Source organism: Curvibacter microcysteis, from assembly GCF_028649455.1.
Lineage (GTDB): Bacteria > Pseudomonadota > Gammaproteobacteria > Burkholderiales > Burkholderiaceae_C > Curvibacter > Curvibacter microcysteis.
In genome coordinates this window covers 264,549-281,398 of sequence record NZ_JAQSIO010000003.1, presented here as the reverse complement: position 1 = coordinate 281,398, position 16,850 = coordinate 264,549, and the positions used below count along the sequence as shown (strand labels likewise).

Here is a 16,850-nt window from a genome sequence, read left to right as displayed (position 1 = left end):
GCGTGCCCGGTCAAACCCATAGCAAGAGCGCCAGCAAGCCACCGAGGATCAGCCACTTCAGCAGGTAGTACAGCGTGCGGTTGCGCGCTTTGAGCCCCTTGCCCCAGACACGCGCCAGGTAGGCCACGGCAAAGAAGCGGTTCAAGCCACCGGTGTGGTCCACCGCCGTGTTGGGTGAGCTGGCCGCTCCCACCACATGGCGCCCAAACCAGCGGTTGAAAGCGCGCAGCCAAGCGCCCGCGACAGGCCGCTCGACATCACAAAAGAGGATCAGCCGGTCCTGCTCGGTCTGGTTTTCGGCGTGGTGGAGGTAGGTCTCGTCGAAAAACACCGCCTCGCCATCGCGCCAGCTGTAGCGCTGACCATCGACCTCGATGAAGCAGCGCTCGTCATTGGGCGTGGCCAACCCAAGGTGAAAACGGATCGAGCCGGCGTAGGGGTCTCGGTGACGCACCAGGCGCGCGCCTGGCGGCAGGTGCGCGAACATCGCCGCCTTGACCGAGGGCGCTTGCTGCAGCAAGCCCACCGTGACTGGGCACAGCTGTTGTGCTGAGGGATGCGGTTGGTCGTACCACTTCAGGTAGAAACGCTTCCAGCCGGTGCGAAAAAAGGAATTGAAGCCGATGTCGTTGTAGCCGTCAGAGGCCTTGATGCGCCCGAGTTCGGCCAGGTGCAAGCCCTCGTCGCGGATCGCCTGCCAATGCTGCACCAGCAACTGCATTTCGGGAAAGTGGCTGGCCGCTAGATAGGGCTGGTTAGGCACCTGGGACAGGCTGTAGAGCAGCACATTGACCGGCGCAAAAAAGGTGGAGTGGTCGGTGATCTGGCGGAACGCCCCCAGGCGAACCCGCCCCCGAAAATGCACCACCAAGGTAGTCAAGACAAACAAACTGAGGATGGCCCACTTCACGGCGTCGCCTGGCGAAAGTTGAAGCCTGCCATCCTAGGGGCGGGCAGGCGCCCGCTTTCGCTTCAACTCGACCGGCCAAACCCCGAGTTCCCCCAGGCGTCGGCAGATTCCGGCACAGGCTCAGCGAGCGCCCTTGCGGGGCTTGCTGGCACCCACCGGTTTGCCGCCGGTGACACGGGGAGGCAGGCCCGTGTGCTGGGTCAGGATCCGGCCCTTGGACGGCACGGCGGCCTTGCCCAGCGCAGGTCCGCGCGCACCCGCTGGCGCGGCCCCCAAAGGCTTGCCCGTGGGCTTGGCGGACACCGGGGTCGAGTTCTTGCGCCGAGCGCTTTGGTAGGCCCCATCGGTCATGGGCTGGAACGTCGGGATCAAGTGCTGCTTGCCGTTGCCGATCAGGTCGGCCCGGCCCATGGTCTTGAGCGCTTCGCGCAGCAAGGGCCAGTTGTTCGGGTCGTGGTAGCGCAAGAAGGCCTTGTGCAGGCGGCGGCGCTTTTCACCGCGAACGATGTCCACCGCCTCGCTGTCGCGCGTGATCTTGCGCAGCGGGTTGCGGTTGCTGTGGTACATGGCCGTGGCCGTGGCCATGGGGCTGGGGTAAAAGGTCTGCACTTGGTCGGCGCGAAAGCCATTGCGCTTGAGCCACAGGGCCAAGTTCATCATGTCCTCGTCGCTGGTGCCCGGGTGGGCGGCGATGAAGTAGGGAATCAAGAACTGCTTCTTGCCCACTTCCTCCGAGAACTTCTCGAACATCTGCTTGAACTTGTCGTAGCTGCCGATGCCGGGCTTCATCATCTTGGACAGCGGACCTTGCTCGGTGTGCTCGGGCGCGATCTTCAGGTAACCGCCAACATGGTGCTGCACCAGTTCCTTGACGTACTCAGGGCTTTTCACCGCCAGGTCGTAGCGCAGGCCAGAGCCAATCAAGATCTTCTTGATGCCCTTGAGCGCGCGGGCGCGGCGGTAGATTTTGATCAGCGGGTCGTGGCTGGTGTTGAGGTTCTGGCAGATGCCCGGGAACACACAACTGGGCTTGCGACACGCGGCCTCGATCTCCGGCGTCTTGCAGCCGATGCGGTACATGTTGGCGGTCGGGCCACCCAGATCGGAGATCACGCCGGTGAAGCCCTTGACCTTGTCGCGGATGTCTTCGACCTCGCGGATGATGGATTCTTCAGAGCGACTCTGGATGATGCGGCCCTCGTGCTCGGTGATGGAGCAAAAGGTGCAGCCGCCAAAGCAGCCGCGCATGATGTTGACGCTGAAGCGAATCATCTCCCAGGCCGGGATCTTGGTGGCGCCATCGTGGCCACCTTGCTCGTCAGCGTACGCCGGGTGAGGGCTGCGGGCGTAGGGCAGGTCAAAGACCATGTCCATCTCGGCCGTGCTCAGCGGAATGGGGGGCGGGTTGATCCACACATCGCGCGCGGTGACGCCATCGCCATGGGCTTGCACCAGGGCGCGGGCGTTGCCGGGGTTGGTCTCCAGGTGCAGCACGCGGTTGGCGTGGGCGTAGAGCACCGGGTCGCTCTTGACGGCCTCGTACGACGGCAGGCGGATCACGCTGCGCTCGCGCGGAGGCACCTTGATCTTGCCCTGCAAAGCCGGGTTGGGCACAAAGTTCAGCGGCTTGATCAGCGGGTTGACGGCCGCAGAGCCTTGGGCTTCGGCGCGCGCGGCAGTGGCAGCCGCTTCGTCTTCCTTGGCGCAGGTGGCGCCTTGCTCACGCGCCTGGTCCGAGATCATCAAGTAGGGGTTGACGTGGGCTTCCACACGGCCGGGGGTGTCGATGCTGGTGGAATCGATCTCAAACCAGCCTTGGCTGGACTCGTCACCCGAGCGGCGGATGAAGGCGGTGCCACGCACATCGGTGATCTGCTCCACTGGCTCGCGCGCGGCCAGACGGTGGGCGATCTCGACAATGGCGCGCTCGGCGTTGCCATAGAGCAGCAGGTCGCACTTGGCGTCCACCACCACGGAGCGACGCACCTTGTCAGACCAGTAGTCGTAATGCGCGATGCGGCGCAGCGAGCCTTCAATGCCCCCCAGGATGATGGGCACGTCCTTGTAGGCTTCCCGGCAGCGCTGGCTGTAGACGATGGCGGCCCGGTCGGGGCGCTTGCCGCCAACATCGCCCGGGGTGTAGGCGTCGTCTGAGCGGATTTTGCGGTCAGCCGTGTAGCGGTTGATCATCGAATCCATGTTGCCGGCGGTGACGCCGAAAAACAGGTTCGGCTTGCCGAGGACGCGGAATGGGTCGGCGCTTTGCCAGTCGGGCTGGGCGATGATGCCCACGCGAAAGCCCTGTGCCTCCAGCATGCGGCCAATGACGGACATGCCAAAGCTGGGGTGGTCCACATAGGCGTCGCCCGTGACCACGATGATGTCGCAGCTGTCCCAGCCCAGTTTGTCCATCTCCGCACGGCTCATGGGCAGGAACGGTGCCGTGCCAAAGCGTGCCGCCCAGAACTTGCGGTAGCTGTTCAGGGGCTTGGCGGCGCGCGCGAAAAAGGACACGTCAACGGGGGCGTTCATGCAGGTGCTTCTTGGGGGTAACCCTTTATTTTACCGGTGGGGTCGCCCGGCCTGCCCTTGCCAGTACGCTTTGCAGGGCTAATCAAGGGGCCCGCCAAGGCACGGGCCGATTCGCAAGCTTGGCAAGCTCAGTAAACACCACCGACCTGATGGGACACGGCCTCGGGGTTGTCGGGCAGTCCCAAGGCCTCTCGCTCGGCGCCATCCAATTCATGGCTGCGTTCGTAGATTTTGAGTTGGCTGACGAGGTCGTCTTGCAGCGTGTAGTGCGATGCAAACCCAACGCGCAGGTACTGGTGGGTCTTCCGAAGCCAAATGACCAGCTCGCCAAGGGCGATGGCATGCGATCCCTCGACAATGAACTGCCGCAATTCAAAGCTTTGCGGTAGGACATCGGCACGGTATCGATCAATGAAAGTGGCCAATTCCTCGCGTGTGCGCAAAGCCCCTGACCACGGAATAGCCGCAGAAGGCTGTGGGATGTCGAAAACCAGGTCTTCCGTGAAAAGCCCTGCCATGACCACGCCAGGGGCGCGAAGCTCAACCTGACCAAAATAATGGGCCAAGGCGCGGCGTGTGCGCATGGTGACGCCTTGATCGGGTACCGGGGCATGGATCCAAGCAGCACGGGAAGTCAGTGACATGAGCGAACCTCTTTCCTTCGAGAAGGCGGAATTCTCCCAAATTCGATTGAAACAATCAACAAAACAGCTAATTTGATTCAAGTATCAAAAAAATCAGCATTTTATTTGCTCAAATCTTCGACCGCGCCCCGCGACGCCAGCGAATGCCCCTCAGGCCCGCGCGGCCAAGGCCCGCGCAATGTGATGGCGCTTGACCGTGGTTTTGGGCACATGGAAGTCAAACCAGCTCCGCACATCCTGGTCCAGACCGATGCCGTGCATGTAGTTGTAGATGGCCTTCTTGAGACCGACGCCCAGGGCATCGTGGTCCACGCCGCTGGGGTCGCGGAAGGCAATGTCATTGCGCGCAAACTGCCCTGGCGGCAGCGGCACCAAGGTCACGCCGTAGTCCTGTGGGTTCTGGCCCACCGGTGAATGCACGGTGCACACAAAGCGGTGCCAGAAGCCCGACTGGATGCAGCCGTTCTCAAAGAGCTGGCGCACATACTCCAAGGCATCCACCGTGTCCTGCACGGTCTGGGTCGGAAAACCGTACATCAGGTAGGCATGAACCAGAATGCCCGCGTCAGTCAGGCTGCGCGTGACCCGCGCGACCTGCTCGACCGAGACGCCTTTCTTCATCAGCGTCAGCAACCGGTCCGAAGCCACCTCCAGTCCACCGGAGATGGCGATGCAGCCACTGTCGGCCAATTGCTGGCACAGCTCCGGCGTGAAGGACTTCTCAAAACGGATGTTGCCCCACCAGGAGATGGAGGTACCTCGCTGCTGCAGTTCCTGGGCCAGGGCTTTGAGCGACTTGGGTGGCGCGGCCTCGTCCACAAAGTGAAACCCGGTCTGGCCGGTCTCGGCCACGATGGCTTCAATGCGGTCCACCAGGGTGGCAGCACTGGCGGTCTCGTAACGCGAGATGTAGTCCAGACTGACGTCGCAAAAGCTGCATTTCTTCCAGTAGCAGCCGTGCGCCACGGTGAGCTTGTTCCAGCGCCCGTCACTCCACAGCCGGTGCATGGGGTTGAGCATGTCCAGCAGCGACAGGTAATGCTGCAACGGCAGACCGTCCCAGGTCGGGGTGCCGACCTGCTCAAAGGGCACGTCAGGCTCGGCGAAGTTGATCCAGCGCACCGCCGCACGGTCGGCATCGCGCACAAAGGTGCGCACCAGGCGCTGCTGCGAGCGCCGGCCCTGCACATGCTCCAGCAAGGCCAGCAAGGGGCGTTCGCCGGCGTCCAGGGTCACAAAGTCAAAGTAGTCGAACACGCGGGGGTCGGCCAGTTCACGCAGCTCGGTGTTGACAAAGCCTCCGCCCAGCACCGTCACGATGTGCGGGTGCTGCGCCTTGATGCTCTGGGCCATGCGAAACGCAGCATAGACCGCCCCTGGAAAGGGCACGGACACCAGCACCACGGTGGGCGCGTGGCGCTCGATGGCGGCCAGAGTCAAGGCATGCAGGGTGCGGTCCACCAGGTTGTGCGGATCGGCCAGCGCCTGGGCCAAAGGGTCGAAGGTGGGCTGGGCCGCAGCCAGCGACTCGGCATAGCGCACAAACTCAAAGCGCGGGTCGACCGCATCGCGCAGCACGTCCGCCAGGTCATTGAGGTAGAGCGTGGCCAAGTGGCGGGCGCGGTCTTGCTGACCCAAGGCGCCGAAGGCCCAGGCCAAGGGGTCTTCGCCCTCCTCGGCCAGATACACCTCCAGCGACTCAAAACGCGGCCCCTCGGGCAAAAACTGCCGGCTGGCAATGCGGTGTGCCAGGGTCAGGTCCCGGCCCTGCAAGAAAGCCATGGTGGGCGCCAGCGTGGCCAGGTAACGGTCAAACTGCGATAGAAACAGCTGCACCCGGGCGGTCTGTGGGCGGTCGGGCTCCGCTTCGATGTGGTCGCGCACCTGCTGCAAACCGGCAGGCGAAAACAGCTGCAGCACCAGCGCCAAAGCCAGGTCCTCCTGCACGGCCTGCACCCCCTGGGCACGCAAAAAACCCGTCAGATAAGCGGTGGAGGGGTAAGGCGTGTTGAGCTGCGTCATCGGGGGGATGAGCGCCAAAACGCGAACGGGAGCAGCAGACATGAGCGAAGAACGGGGCAAGGGACAGGGACGACGCGGCTGAAAACAGGCGTCTGTGGATGCGATGATCATAGGCGTAGCCGCCTTCACTGACTTCACCTCGCCACCATGACCCCGTCATCTTCTTTGCTGCTGATCCGTGACCTCCACCTCGCCTACCCTGCGGCGGCGCGCCAGCCTGCCGTGCCCGTCTTCAGTGGACTCAGTGCCACCATCGCCCCCGGCGTGGCCTGGATTGGTGGTGGCGAAAGCCGGGGCAAGACCAGCCTGTTGCGCTTGTTGGCTGGTGAACTCGCGCCTCAGCGCGGCCAACTCCAACTGGGCCCGTTGGCCTGGACGGCGCCCCAGGTCGCCCCGAGCGCCTGGCGCCCCCAGGTGGCCTGGTTTCCCCACCAGACCGAGGGGCAGGATGACTGGCGGCCTGCCCAGTGTTTTGAGCTGGCGCGTCAGCGCCATGCCAGCTTCAGCGATGAGGCCCTGAGCGACCTGGTGGACGGGCTGGACCTGACCCAGCACCTGGACAAATCGCTCTACATGCTTTCCACCGGTACCCGGCGCAAAGTCTGGCTGGCGGCCACCCTGGCCAGCGGCTGCGCGCTGACCCTCATGGACGAGCCCTTTGCGGCCCTGGACAGGAACTCAATCGACTTTTTGCGCGAACTGCTGCAAGACGCGGCCCAACACCTCCAGCGCGCCTGGGTGCTGGCCGCCTACACCGCGCCCGCCGGCGTGCCGCTGAGCACCCGCATCGACCTGGGCGACTGAGCCTGGACCTGAGCGCGTCCGGCCCGCACCAGGGCCGTGGCCATGCACTCAGCGCGGCCCGCGGCCGATTTTGTTGAGAAACAGGCTCAGAAAAAACACGCCCATGCCCAGCATGAACAGGATGCCGATCAGGCTCATCAGCCCGTAGTCGGTGGAGATCAGGTCGTGGAACAGCTTCATGGGGCACCTCTTTGCTCGATGGTCAACAGAAGCCTCCACTGTGGGACCTGGCATGGCGCCAGCCTTGAGAAAAATCAGGGTGCTGCGCGGGACTAGCACATCACTGACCTGAATCAAAGCTTAAGACCCGGCTAAAACCGCATAGCCGGTTCGTCTGGCCGGCTGTATGCTGCGACGGCCCCAGTCCGAGGGCATCAAAGAGGAGATCACTGCATGAACATCGTTCGCTGGGGCGCCACCGCTGCCGCCATCACCGCGCTGACTTTGACGGGCTGCGCCAGTCCGGGCCCCAATGCCGGTTTCACCCCCCTGCTCGGCTCGGCCCAGGGCCTGGCCGCGTTTGACCGGGTGGCAGAAGCCAACTGGACCCTGGTCGATGGGGTGCTGGCCGCTGACCAGGGCGGCAAGGTGCCGGCATACCTGGTGACCCGGGAGTCCTACCAGGACTTCGTGATCCGGGCGGAGGTCTGGGTCAGCGACGACGCCAACAGCGGCATCTTCTTCCGCTGCGCTGAGCCCAAGAACATCACGGACAAGACTTGCTACGAAGCCAATTTCTTCGACCAACGCCCAGACCCAAGCTACGGCACGGGCGCGATCGTCAACATCGCCAAGGTCAACCCCATGCCCAAGGCCGGTGGCCGATGGAACACGATGGAAGTCACGGCCAAGGGTCCCCAACTGACCGTCGTGTTGAACGGTCAGAAGACCGTGGACGTGCAAGACCGGCAACTCAGCAAGGGCCCCGTGGCGCTGCAATGGGGCCGTGGCACGGTCAAATTCCGCAAGGTCGAGATCAAGGCACTCTGAGCCGGCTCAGCCCACCCCGGGGGCTGACAGCGCCTCCCGAGGCTCAGCGCCCGCTCAAACCCATGGAGCGGGCGATGACCTCTTTCATGATCTCGTTGGTGCCGCCGTAAATGCGCTGCACGCGCGCATCGGCATAGGCGCGGGTGATGGGGTACTCCCACATGTAGCCATAGCCGCCGTGCAACTGCACGCATTCGTCCATCACCTTGCATTGCAGGTCCGAGCACCAGTACTTGGCCATGCTGGCCGTGGCGGTGTCGAGCTGGCCCGCCTCCAACAACTCCACGCATTTGTCGACAAACACGCGCGCCACCTGCACCTCGGTCTGCAATTCGGCCAGGGTGTAGCGGGTGTTCTGGAAAGCGGCCACGCTTTGACCAAAGACCTGGCGCTGCTGCACATAGTCCAAGGTCCAGCCAATGGCAGCCTGCGCGGCAGCCACCGCGCCAATGGCAATCTGCAGGCGCTCCCAGGGCAGCTGCTCCATCAGGCCAATGAAGCCCTGGTTGAGCTGGGCCTCGCCGCCCAGCAGGTTGTCGGCCGGCACACGGACATTGTTGAAGAACAGCTCCGAAGTGTCCTGCGCCTTCAGGCCCAGCTTCTTCAAGCGCTGGCCTTTCTCAAAGCCCGGCATGCCCTGCTCGACCAAAAACAGGCTGGTGCCCTTGGCGCCCGCGCTCGGGTTGGTCTTGGCCACGACGATCACCAAATCGGCATGCCAGCCGTTGGTGATGAAGGTCTTGCTGCCATTGAGCAGGTAGCTGCCATCCGCTTGCAGCAACGCGGTGGTCTTGATGCCTTGCAGGTCGCTGCCCGCCGCGGGCTCGCTCATGGCGATGGCGCCCACCATCTCGCCGCGGGCCAGGCGCGGCAGGTAGCGCTGTTTTTGGGCCTCCGTGCCGTAGTGCAGCAGGTAAGGCGCGACGATCTCGCTGTGCAGGCCAAAGCCAATGCCGCTGTAGCCGCCGGCAGAAAGCTCCTCCATCTGCGCCACCGAGTAGCGTCGGTCCGCACCCGCCCCCCCGTAGGCCTCGGGCAGGGACATGCACAGGAAACCGTTCTCGCCGGCCTTGCGCCAGACCTCGCGGTCCACATAGCCCTGCTCCTCCCAGGCCGCGTGATGGGGCGCGATCTCCTGCAGGCAAAAGCGGCGGAAGCTGTCGCGGAAAGCCTCGTGCTCAGGGCTGAACAGGCTGCGTTCGATCATGGTCTTGTCTCCTGATGGGGCTGCACGTGCCCGTGACAGAGCCGTGCAGTTGATTTTTAAAAAGCAAATGCTTTGTTAAATTATGCCCAAGAAGGACGCATCTGCGAACCGCGCTGCCAACCGCCGTCAGCCATGTCCGTGCACTCAACCGGGCGCCAAATCACGAACACTGTCGAGCCACTGCTCGGTGGGCATGGGGCGCCCCAGCCAATAGCCCTGAAACAAGATGCCTGGCAGGCGCTGGGCCATGAAGTCGGCCTGCGCCTGGGTTTCCACACCCTCGGCGACCACGCGCAGCCGAAGGCGCTCAGCCACCAACAAAATGCTGTCGACGAGGGAGGCATCGTCCGGGCTGTCTTGGGCGCACTGGACAAAGGTTTTATCGATCTTGAGTTCATGGATCGGCAGACGCTTCAAATAGGCCAGCGACGAATAGCCGGTGCCAAAGTCGTCCAGTGAAAACTCAATGCCCAGGGCCGCGAGTTGGCGCATCTTGTCCACGGCATCCTCGAAGTCGCCGATCACCACGCCTTCAGTCACCTCGAGCGTCAGTTGACCAGGGTCGGCCCCGCTCTCGCTCAAGCACGCCTGCAGGTGCTCGACGAAGCCTGGACGGGCGAACTGCCGGGGACTGAGATTGACCGACAGCCGAAACCCAGGCACGGACGGGGCTTCACGCGCCAGCCAGCGGCAGGCCCGCGACAACACCCAATCGCCCACCGCCACGATCAGCCCGGACTCTTCAGCCACCGGAATGAACTCGCCGGGCGGCACCAGGCCACGCTGCGGATGCAACCAACGCACCAGCACTTCGGCACCACACAGGCGGCCGTCGGTGTTGATCTGGGACTGCAGGTGAATGACCAACTCGTCGGCCGCCACAGCGTGACGCAGTTCCCGCTCCAGGGTGAATCGGCGCTCAGCGACTTCGGCCATGCCGGGTGAGAACAGGCAGCTTTGCCCAGCCCCCTGGGAACGCGCATCGTGCAAAGCCATCCCACTGCGGCGCAGGCCTTCCAGCGGGCCATCGCCCTTGTGTTGCGGAAACAGGGTGATCCCCAGGCTGCAGGCCACGCGGCAACTGTCATGGCTCGCCCCCTCCCCGGCGGCGGTCGGCAAGTCCAGAGGCGCCTGCAAAAGATCATGCACCTGCGTGGCAAATGCCAGCGCATCCGCAGCGGTCACCCTGTCGTCCTGCCCCGGGCGGGCGGGCAAAAGAATGGCAAATTCGTCGGAGCCCAAGCGGTAAGCATGCGCGCCCTCGGGCAGGTGCTCGCTCAAGCGCAGCGCCACGGCGCGAAGCAACTGGTCACCCACGGCATGGCCTCGGGCCTCGTTGAAAGTGCGAAAGCGCGCCAGGTTCAGCTGCAGCAAAGGCCTGGACACCGTCGCGCGCGCACTGAGTCCTTGCAAGCGCTCCAGCAAGGCGGCGCGGTTGGGCAAACCAGTGAGGCTGTCGAAGTAGGCCAATCGGTGAATTTCGGCCTCGGCACGGCGCCGCTCCGTGATGTCGTGCTTGATCTCCACCCAATGGGTGACCGCGCCGTCGGGTTGCCGCACCGGCGCCACCACCAGCCATTCCACACCAGGCTGGCCATCGCGCCGGCGCCGCACCAATTCGCCGCTCCAGGTCTGGCCTTGCAATCGCGCGGCTTGAAGATCCGCCTGCTGTTCGGGACTCAGGCCCCGGGTGGATACCTCCCCGGACAAGCCCCCCAGCGCCTGGCCAGGCCCCAATCCCAAGCTTTGCTCAAAAGCCGGGTTGGCGTACTCGATGCGCTGGTCGAGGTTGGTGATGACCAGGCACTCCGGACTTTGCTCCACGGCCAATTGAAGCTTGCGCAACTCAAGCTCTCGGCCCGCCAGGTCCGCTGCCGTTCGCTGAACCTGCCGCAACTGCCCCAGGTAGCTGTGCCGGGACATCAAGGTCATGTAGGCGGTGAGCACCAAAATACCGGTCAGGTAAATGCCGTAGGCGATGTGGTTGTCAAAATCCGCCGGTGGAATCAGGGCCTGGGTGTCCGCCCATAGCAGCGCGCCAAACAGGCCTGCGGTGCACAAAGTCAAGGCCACCGTGGCGCGGATGCCCAGCACCCAGCCCGCGAACACCACCATGACCAGAAAATTCAGCAGATTGGGGCCCCGCACCCCCCCGTTGTTGATCGTGACCAGGGTCGCCAGCACCCACATGCCCCAGACCACACAACGCGCCGCAAAAACCACCCGCCCCCGCGCCACACCCAACACCGTGACCAGGCCCAGCAACACCGCGCCGAGGTGCAGCCAAACGTGAAGCCAGGGCACCTCGTCCTGGCTCAGCAAAGCCAGCAAGATGCCGAACGCAGCCAAGAGCACGGTCCAGCCAGCCACCTTGACCAAGGCAACCAGCGTGGCGTCGTCCTCCTTCGGTCGCGAAAACAACGCAAGGGGCATGTTCGCTCACTGAAGCGGGAAAGCCCCATGCTAGCGCTCTGTTTACAAGTTGGGAATATGCCCAAGCCACCACAACCCGCTTCCTTGGCCATGGCGCCCACTCAGGCATTGGGCCAAATCCGTCACAAACCCGTTACATTCCAGAAACGCAGCCCGCGCACCTCTGGAGCACTCATGAACATCAGCAACACCCCTGCCGTGCAATCCGCCACCGCGGGTGCCCAAAGCACACCCGACGGCCTCAGCGCCTTGGTGCTGCGCAAAGCGCTGAACACCCAGGCCACCGCCGCGGCACAGTTGATCCAGAGCCTGCCCCCCGCGCAGCCTGGCCTGGCCAGCTCGGGTTCGCTGGGCACCCAGCTCAACACCTACGCCTGAGGCCGCGCGCCAGCGCCACCCAACCCGCCTCCCCCCACCACCCGCCCGCGTGCCACGCCGGCGGGTTTTTTCATGCCCGAACGGCGCGCCTGCTTGACGGCTGACGGAAGCTTGCGGGTGTCTCTATTTTTACAGAGCGTTTGCTTTTCAAAATATATACTGCGCCCCAAACCCTGCGCTGCGGCGCATCCGGGCGCCTGCCGCCCCACCCTGCTGGAGACCTGCCATGACCGAAGCCTATGTGTTTGACGCCATCCGCACCCCACGCGGCAAAGGCAAAAAAGACGGGAGCCTGTACGAGGTCAAGCCCGTGAACCTGCTGGCGGGCTTGCTGCAAAACCTGCAGGCGCGTAACGGCTTTGACACCGCCCTGGTCGATGACGTGGTGATGGGCATCGTCTCGCCGATTGGCGAACAGGGTTCGGTGCTGCCCAAGGTGGCCGCCCTCAAGGCCGGCTGGGACTTCCGCTGTGCGGGCGTCCAGGTGAACCGCTTTTGCGCCTCAGGCTTGGAAGCCGTCAACCTGGCGGCGCAAAAAGTGCGCTCAGGCTGGGAGGACCTGGTGGTCGCCGGCGGCGTGGAAAGCATGAGCCGCGTGCCCATTGGTTCGGACGGTGGCGCCTGGGCGCAAGACCCTGAAACCAATTCAGCCACCTTGTTTGTGCCGCAAGGCATTGGCGCTGACCTGATCGCCACCTTGGACGGCTACAACCGCCACGATGTAGACGCCTTTGCGCTGGAGTCCCAACGCCGCGCCACGGCTGCGCGGGCCGCCGGCCACTTCACGCGCTCGGTCGTGCCGGTGCGTGACGCGCTGGGCCAAACGATTCTGGCGCAGGATGAATTCATCAAACCGCAGACCACGATGGAGGGACTGGCCGGGCTCAAACCCTCGTTCGAGCAACTGGGCGCCCTGGGCTTTGACGCGGTCGCTTTGCAGCGCTACCCCCAGGTCGAGCGCATCCACCATGTGCACCACGCCGGCAACGCCTCGGGCATTGTGGACGGTGCCGCCGCCGTGTTGATTGGCTCGGACGCCGCAGCCCGCCAGCATGGCCTGACACCACGCGCCCGGATCGTGGCCACCGCCCTGAGCGGCGCCGACCCCACCATCATGCTGACAGGCCCGGTGCCCGCCACCCGCAAGGCACTGGCCCGCGCGGGCTTGAGCGTGCAAGACATCGACCTGTTCGAGGTCAACGAGGCCTTTGCCGCCGTCCCCATGCGCTTCATGAAAGAGTTGGGCGTGCCGCATGAGAAGGTCAACGTCAACGGTGGCGCCATCGCCATGGGCCACCCACTGGGCGCCACCGGCGCCATGATCCTGGGCACCTTGATCGATGAGCTGGAACGCCGGCAATTGCGTTACGGCCTGGCCACACTGTGTGTCGGCGGCGGCATGGGCATTGCCACCATCGTCGAGCGCCTCTGAGCCCCCGCGCCCGCCCTCCCCCACAGAACGACGGAGACATTGCCTTGAACACCATCCGCTACGAGCTCGCCGACGGCATCGCCACCCTCACCTTTGACGAACCGGGTTCGGCCGTCAACACCATGTGCCAAGCCTGGCAGCAAGACCTCACCGAGGTCACTGCCCGCGTGCTGGCCGACCGAGCCCAGCTCAAAGGCCTGATCCTGGCCTCGGCCAAGACCACTTTCTTCGCTGGCGCCGACCTCAAGGCCACCATGCGCCTGCAAGCCGAAGACGCCCCCCGCGTCTTTGCCGAGATCGAGCAAACCAAGAAGAACTTCCGCACCCTCGAAACCCTGGGCATTCCCGTGGTCAGCTGCCTCAACGGCACAGCGCTCGGTGGCGGTTGGGAAGTGGCCCTGATCGGCCACCACCGCATCGCCGTGGACAACCCCAAGATCCAATTTGGCCTGCCCGAGGTGACCCTGGGTCTGATCCCCGGCGCCAGCGGCATCACCAAAATGACCCGTTTGCTGGGCCTGATGGGCGCCCAGCCCTATGTGCTGGAGGCCCGCCTGTTCACCCCCCGCGAGGCACTGGACCTGCAACTGGTGCACGCCTTGGTCAACAGCCCCGAGCAACTGCGCGCGGCCGCGCTGGACTGGATTGCCGGGCACCCGGAGTCGCGCCAGCCCTGGGACGACAAGAACTACAAAATCCCGGGCGGCACCCCCAGCAACCCCAAGATCGCCAGCGCCCTGACCGTGGCCCCCGCCATGCTCAAAAAGAGCACGCGCGGGCTCTACCCCGCCCCCGAAGCGGCCCTGGCCGCCATGGTGGAAGGCGCGCAGGTGGACTTCGACACCGCCTTGCGCATCGAAAGCCGCTACCTGGCGCAGCTCATCGTCAGCCCCGTGGCCAAGAACATGATCAACACGTTCTTCCACAACATGAACGCGATCAAGAGCGGTCAGTCGCGCCCCGGCACCAGCCCGCGCTACCAGCCCCAGAAAGTGGGCATTCTGGGTGCGGGCATGATGGGCGCGGGCATCGCCTACGCCCAGGCCAGCCGGGGCATCCAGACCGTGCTCAAAGATGTGAGCCTGGAGCGCGCGCAAGCGGGCAAGGCCTACAGCCAAGCCCTGACCCAAGCGCGGGTCGACAAAGCCAAACTCAGCCTGGCCGCGCAGCAAGCCCTGCTCGACCGCATCGAAGCCACCGACCAAAGCGCCGACCTGCAAGGCTGCGACTTGATCATCGAGGCCGTTTTCGAGAACCGCGAACTCAAGGCCCAGGTCACCCGGGAAGCCGAGCCCCACCTTGCCAGCGGGGGCTTCTTCGCCAGCAACACCTCGACCCTGCCCATCAGCGGACTGGCCCAGGCCAGCATGCGGCCCGAGCACTTTGTCGGCATCCACTTCTTCAGCCCGGTGGACAAGATGAAGCTGGTTGAGATCATCCGCGGCCAGCAAACCGACGACGCCACGGTGGCGCGTGCCTTCGATTACGTACAGGCCCTTGGCAAGGTGCCCATCGTGGTCAACGACGCGCGCGGTTTTTACACCAGCCGCACCTTCGGCACCTTTGTCATGGAGGGTGCCGCCATGCTCAGCGAAGGCATCCCCGCGCCCGTGATCGAAAACGCCGCCATGCAAGCCGGCATGCCGGTGGGCCCGCTGGCCGTGCTGGACGAAACGGCGCTCAGCCTGAGCGTGCATGTGCTGGACCAGACCCGGGCCGACCTGGCCGCCCTGGGCCAGACCTACACCGCCAGCCCCGGCGAGCTGCTGGTCGAGCGCATGGTCAAGACCTTGCAGCGCCCTGGCCGCGCCGGTGGAGGCGGGTTCTACGACTACCCGACGGGGCAGAAAAAGCGGCTCTGGCCTGAACTGCGCCCCTTGTTCGAAAAGCCTGACCAGCCCTGGGATCTGCAGGAGGTCAAAGACCGCCTGCTCTACCGCCAGGCCATCGAGACCGCGCGCTGCCTGGCCGAGGGCGTGCTGGGCAGCGTCCACGACGCCAACATCGGCTCCATCTTCGGCATCGGCTTCCCTGGCTGGACCGGGGGCACGATGCAGTTCATCTACGGCACAGGCATTCCGGTCTTTTTGGCACGGGCCGAACAACTGGCCCAGCGCTTTGGCCCCGGCTTCGCCATCGACGCGGCCACGCGCCAGGCCATTGAGTCCCATCGACCGGTGTACTGAGCAAGGTGTGCCCCTGCGACTGCTGACTTCGTCAACCGAGCCGGCGCGAAAGGGGGCACCCTGGCGATAATGGAGCCATGCCTACGTCGCCCCCAGACCACGCCCCCAACACTGCGGGCGAGACCTCTCCCCCCGCCCTGCCCCGCCCCCAACCCCAGTCGCTGAGCGATCTGTTTTTCTCGTTCAGCATCCTCGCCTTGCAAGGCTTTGGCGGGGTGCTGGCCGTGGTGCAGCGCGAACTGGTGGAGAAAAAGAAATGGATGACGAATGAAGAGTTCGTCGAAGAGTGGGCGGTCGCGCAGATCATGCCCGGCCCCAACGTGGTGAACCTCTCGGTGATGATTGGCGAGCGCTACTTTGGCTGGCGCGGTGCCTTAGCGGGCTTGGCCGGGATGCTGACCTTTCCGACCCTGGTGGTGCTGGGCGCTGCCCTCCTGTACGCCCACTTCGCCCAGAACCCCCAAGTGGCCGGCGCCCTGCGCGGCATGGCGGCCGTCGCCGCTGGCATGGTGGCGGCCACGGCCTTCAAACTGGCCGCACCGCTCAAAAAACACCCCCTGGGCCAGGGCCTGTGCGCACTGCTGGCGGCCCTGTGTTTTGCCATGGTGGGGCTGCTGCACTGGCCGCTGGGCTGGGTGGTCCCGGGCCTGGGCCTGGTGGCCTGTGCACTGACCTGGAGAAAGCTCAAGCCATGAACCTGCACATGAGTCCCCTCGATTGGCTGCACTTGATGCTGCACTACATGTCGCTGTCCCTGCTGGCCGTGGGCGGCGCCATCACCTTGGTGCCCGACATGCACCGCTACCTGGTGCTGCAACAGCGCTGGTTGACCGAAGCCCAGTTCAATGCCTCGATTGCCATCGCGCAGGCGGCCCCCGGGCCCAACGTGCTCTTCATTGGCCTGATGGGTTGGAACGTGGGCTTGAACGCGGCCGGCGCCAGCGGCGCCGACAGCGTGAGTGGTCAGGCCGCCCTGTTGGGCCTGCTGGGCATGGGTTTGACGCTCATGGGCATGCTGCTGCCCAGCACCGTGCTGACCTGGCTGGCCACCCGCTGGGCCGCGCGCAACCGCGAGCGCCGCAGCGTGCGCGCCTTCAAGCAAGGCATGGCCCCCTTGGTGGTGGGCCTGCTGCTGGCCACAGCCTGGACCTTGGGCAGCGCCAGCGGCAGCCCGGCCCGCGACGGGGCGCTGTGGGCGCTCAGCGCGGTGGCCGCGGTGATCGTTTGGCGCACCCGCATTCACCTGCTCTGGCTGCTGGCTGCGGGCGCGGTGCTCGGGGCTTTGGGCTGGGTTTGAGCCAGGTCTGGGCTG

14 protein-coding genes are annotated in these 16,850 nt (G+C 64.8%); 7 read left to right on the top strand and 7 right to left on the bottom strand.

Annotation, left to right across the window (positions count from 1 at the left end; all coding sequences use genetic code 11):
- Nucleotides 1–10: 10 nt before the first annotated feature.
- The 4 genes from PSQ39_RS09955 to PSQ39_RS09940 all read right to left on the bottom strand — a co-directional run bounded on the left by PSQ39_RS09955 (nucleotide 11) and on the right by PSQ39_RS09940 (nucleotide 6,150).
- Nucleotides 11–910, bottom strand: a complete 900-nt coding sequence (locus PSQ39_RS09955; protein ID WP_273926614.1) for an aspartyl/asparaginyl beta-hydroxylase domain-containing protein — start codon at nucleotides 908–910, stop codon at nucleotides 11–13.
- Nucleotides 911–1,030: 120 nt separating this feature from the next.
- Nucleotides 1,031–3,442, bottom strand: coding sequence for a YgiQ family radical SAM protein (locus PSQ39_RS09950; protein ID WP_273926613.1), 2,412 nt, complete (start codon nucleotides 3,440–3,442; stop codon nucleotides 1,031–1,033).
- Between the two features lie 128 nt (nucleotides 3,443–3,570).
- Complete coding sequence (locus PSQ39_RS09945; protein ID WP_273926612.1) at nucleotides 3,571–4,026, bottom strand: nuclear transport factor 2 family protein; 456 nt, start codon at nucleotides 4,024–4,026, stop codon at nucleotides 3,571–3,573.
- 210 nt (nucleotides 4,027–4,236) lie between these two features.
- Nucleotides 4,237–6,150, bottom strand: a complete 1,914-nt coding sequence (locus tag PSQ39_RS09940; RefSeq protein WP_273926611.1) for a B12-binding domain-containing radical SAM protein — start codon at nucleotides 6,148–6,150, stop codon at nucleotides 4,237–4,239.
- 105 nt (nucleotides 6,151–6,255) lie between these two features.
- Between PSQ39_RS09940 and PSQ39_RS09935 the strand changes: the two genes are divergently transcribed.
- Nucleotides 6,256–6,912: an ABC transporter ATP-binding protein gene (locus tag PSQ39_RS09935; protein WP_273926610.1), complete on the top strand. Its 657-nt coding sequence runs from the start codon at nucleotides 6,256–6,258 to the stop codon at nucleotides 6,910–6,912.
- Nucleotides 6,913–6,960: 48 nt separating this feature from the next.
- On the opposite strand, the gene PSQ39_RS09930 is transcribed toward PSQ39_RS09935, so the two are convergent.
- Nucleotides 6,961–7,092, bottom strand: coding sequence for a DUF3149 domain-containing protein (locus tag PSQ39_RS09930; RefSeq protein WP_273926609.1), 132 nt, complete (start codon nucleotides 7,090–7,092; stop codon nucleotides 6,961–6,963).
- A 213-nt stretch (nucleotides 7,093–7,305) separates the two neighbouring features.
- Between PSQ39_RS09930 and PSQ39_RS09925 the strand changes: the two genes are divergently transcribed.
- Complete coding sequence (locus PSQ39_RS09925; protein WP_273926608.1) at nucleotides 7,306–7,902, top strand: 3-keto-disaccharide hydrolase; 597 nt, start codon at nucleotides 7,306–7,308, stop codon at nucleotides 7,900–7,902.
- A 43-nt stretch (nucleotides 7,903–7,945) separates the two neighbouring features.
- On the opposite strand, the gene PSQ39_RS09920 is transcribed toward PSQ39_RS09925, so the two are convergent.
- Nucleotides 7,946–9,109: an acyl-CoA dehydrogenase family protein gene (locus tag PSQ39_RS09920; RefSeq protein ID WP_273926607.1), complete on the bottom strand. Its 1,164-nt coding sequence runs from the start codon at nucleotides 9,107–9,109 to the stop codon at nucleotides 7,946–7,948.
- A gap of 144 nt (nucleotides 9,110–9,253) precedes the next feature.
- Nucleotides 9,254–11,542, bottom strand: coding sequence for a putative bifunctional diguanylate cyclase/phosphodiesterase (locus PSQ39_RS09915; protein WP_273926606.1), 2,289 nt, complete (start codon nucleotides 11,540–11,542; stop codon nucleotides 9,254–9,256).
- Between the two features lie 174 nt (nucleotides 11,543–11,716).
- On the opposite strand from PSQ39_RS09915, the gene PSQ39_RS09910 reads away from it, so the two are divergent.
- From PSQ39_RS09910 to PSQ39_RS09890, 5 genes are all read left to right on the top strand, one after another.
- Nucleotides 11,717–11,920 (top strand): putative motility protein, encoded by a 204-nt coding sequence (locus PSQ39_RS09910; protein WP_273926605.1) that lies wholly within the window; start codon nucleotides 11,717–11,719, stop codon nucleotides 11,918–11,920.
- Nucleotides 11,921–12,146: 226 nt separating this feature from the next.
- Nucleotides 12,147–13,352, top strand: coding sequence for an acetyl-CoA C-acetyltransferase (locus PSQ39_RS09905; RefSeq protein WP_273926604.1), 1,206 nt, complete (start codon nucleotides 12,147–12,149; stop codon nucleotides 13,350–13,352).
- Nucleotides 13,353–13,396: 44 nt separating this feature from the next.
- On the top strand, nucleotides 13,397–15,538 hold the full coding sequence (locus PSQ39_RS09900) for a 3-hydroxyacyl-CoA dehydrogenase NAD-binding domain-containing protein (protein WP_273926603.1): 2,142 nt from the start codon (nucleotides 13,397–13,399) through the stop codon (nucleotides 15,536–15,538).
- A 77-nt stretch (nucleotides 15,539–15,615) separates the two neighbouring features.
- Nucleotides 15,616–16,233: a chromate transporter gene (locus tag PSQ39_RS09895; RefSeq protein ID WP_273926602.1), complete on the top strand. Its 618-nt coding sequence runs from the start codon at nucleotides 15,616–15,618 to the stop codon at nucleotides 16,231–16,233.
- Nucleotides 16,234–16,241: 8 nt separating this feature from the next.
- Complete coding sequence (locus PSQ39_RS09890) at nucleotides 16,242–16,835, top strand: chromate transporter (protein WP_273926601.1); 594 nt, start codon at nucleotides 16,242–16,244, stop codon at nucleotides 16,833–16,835.
- Nucleotides 16,836–16,850 lie beyond the last annotated feature (15 nt).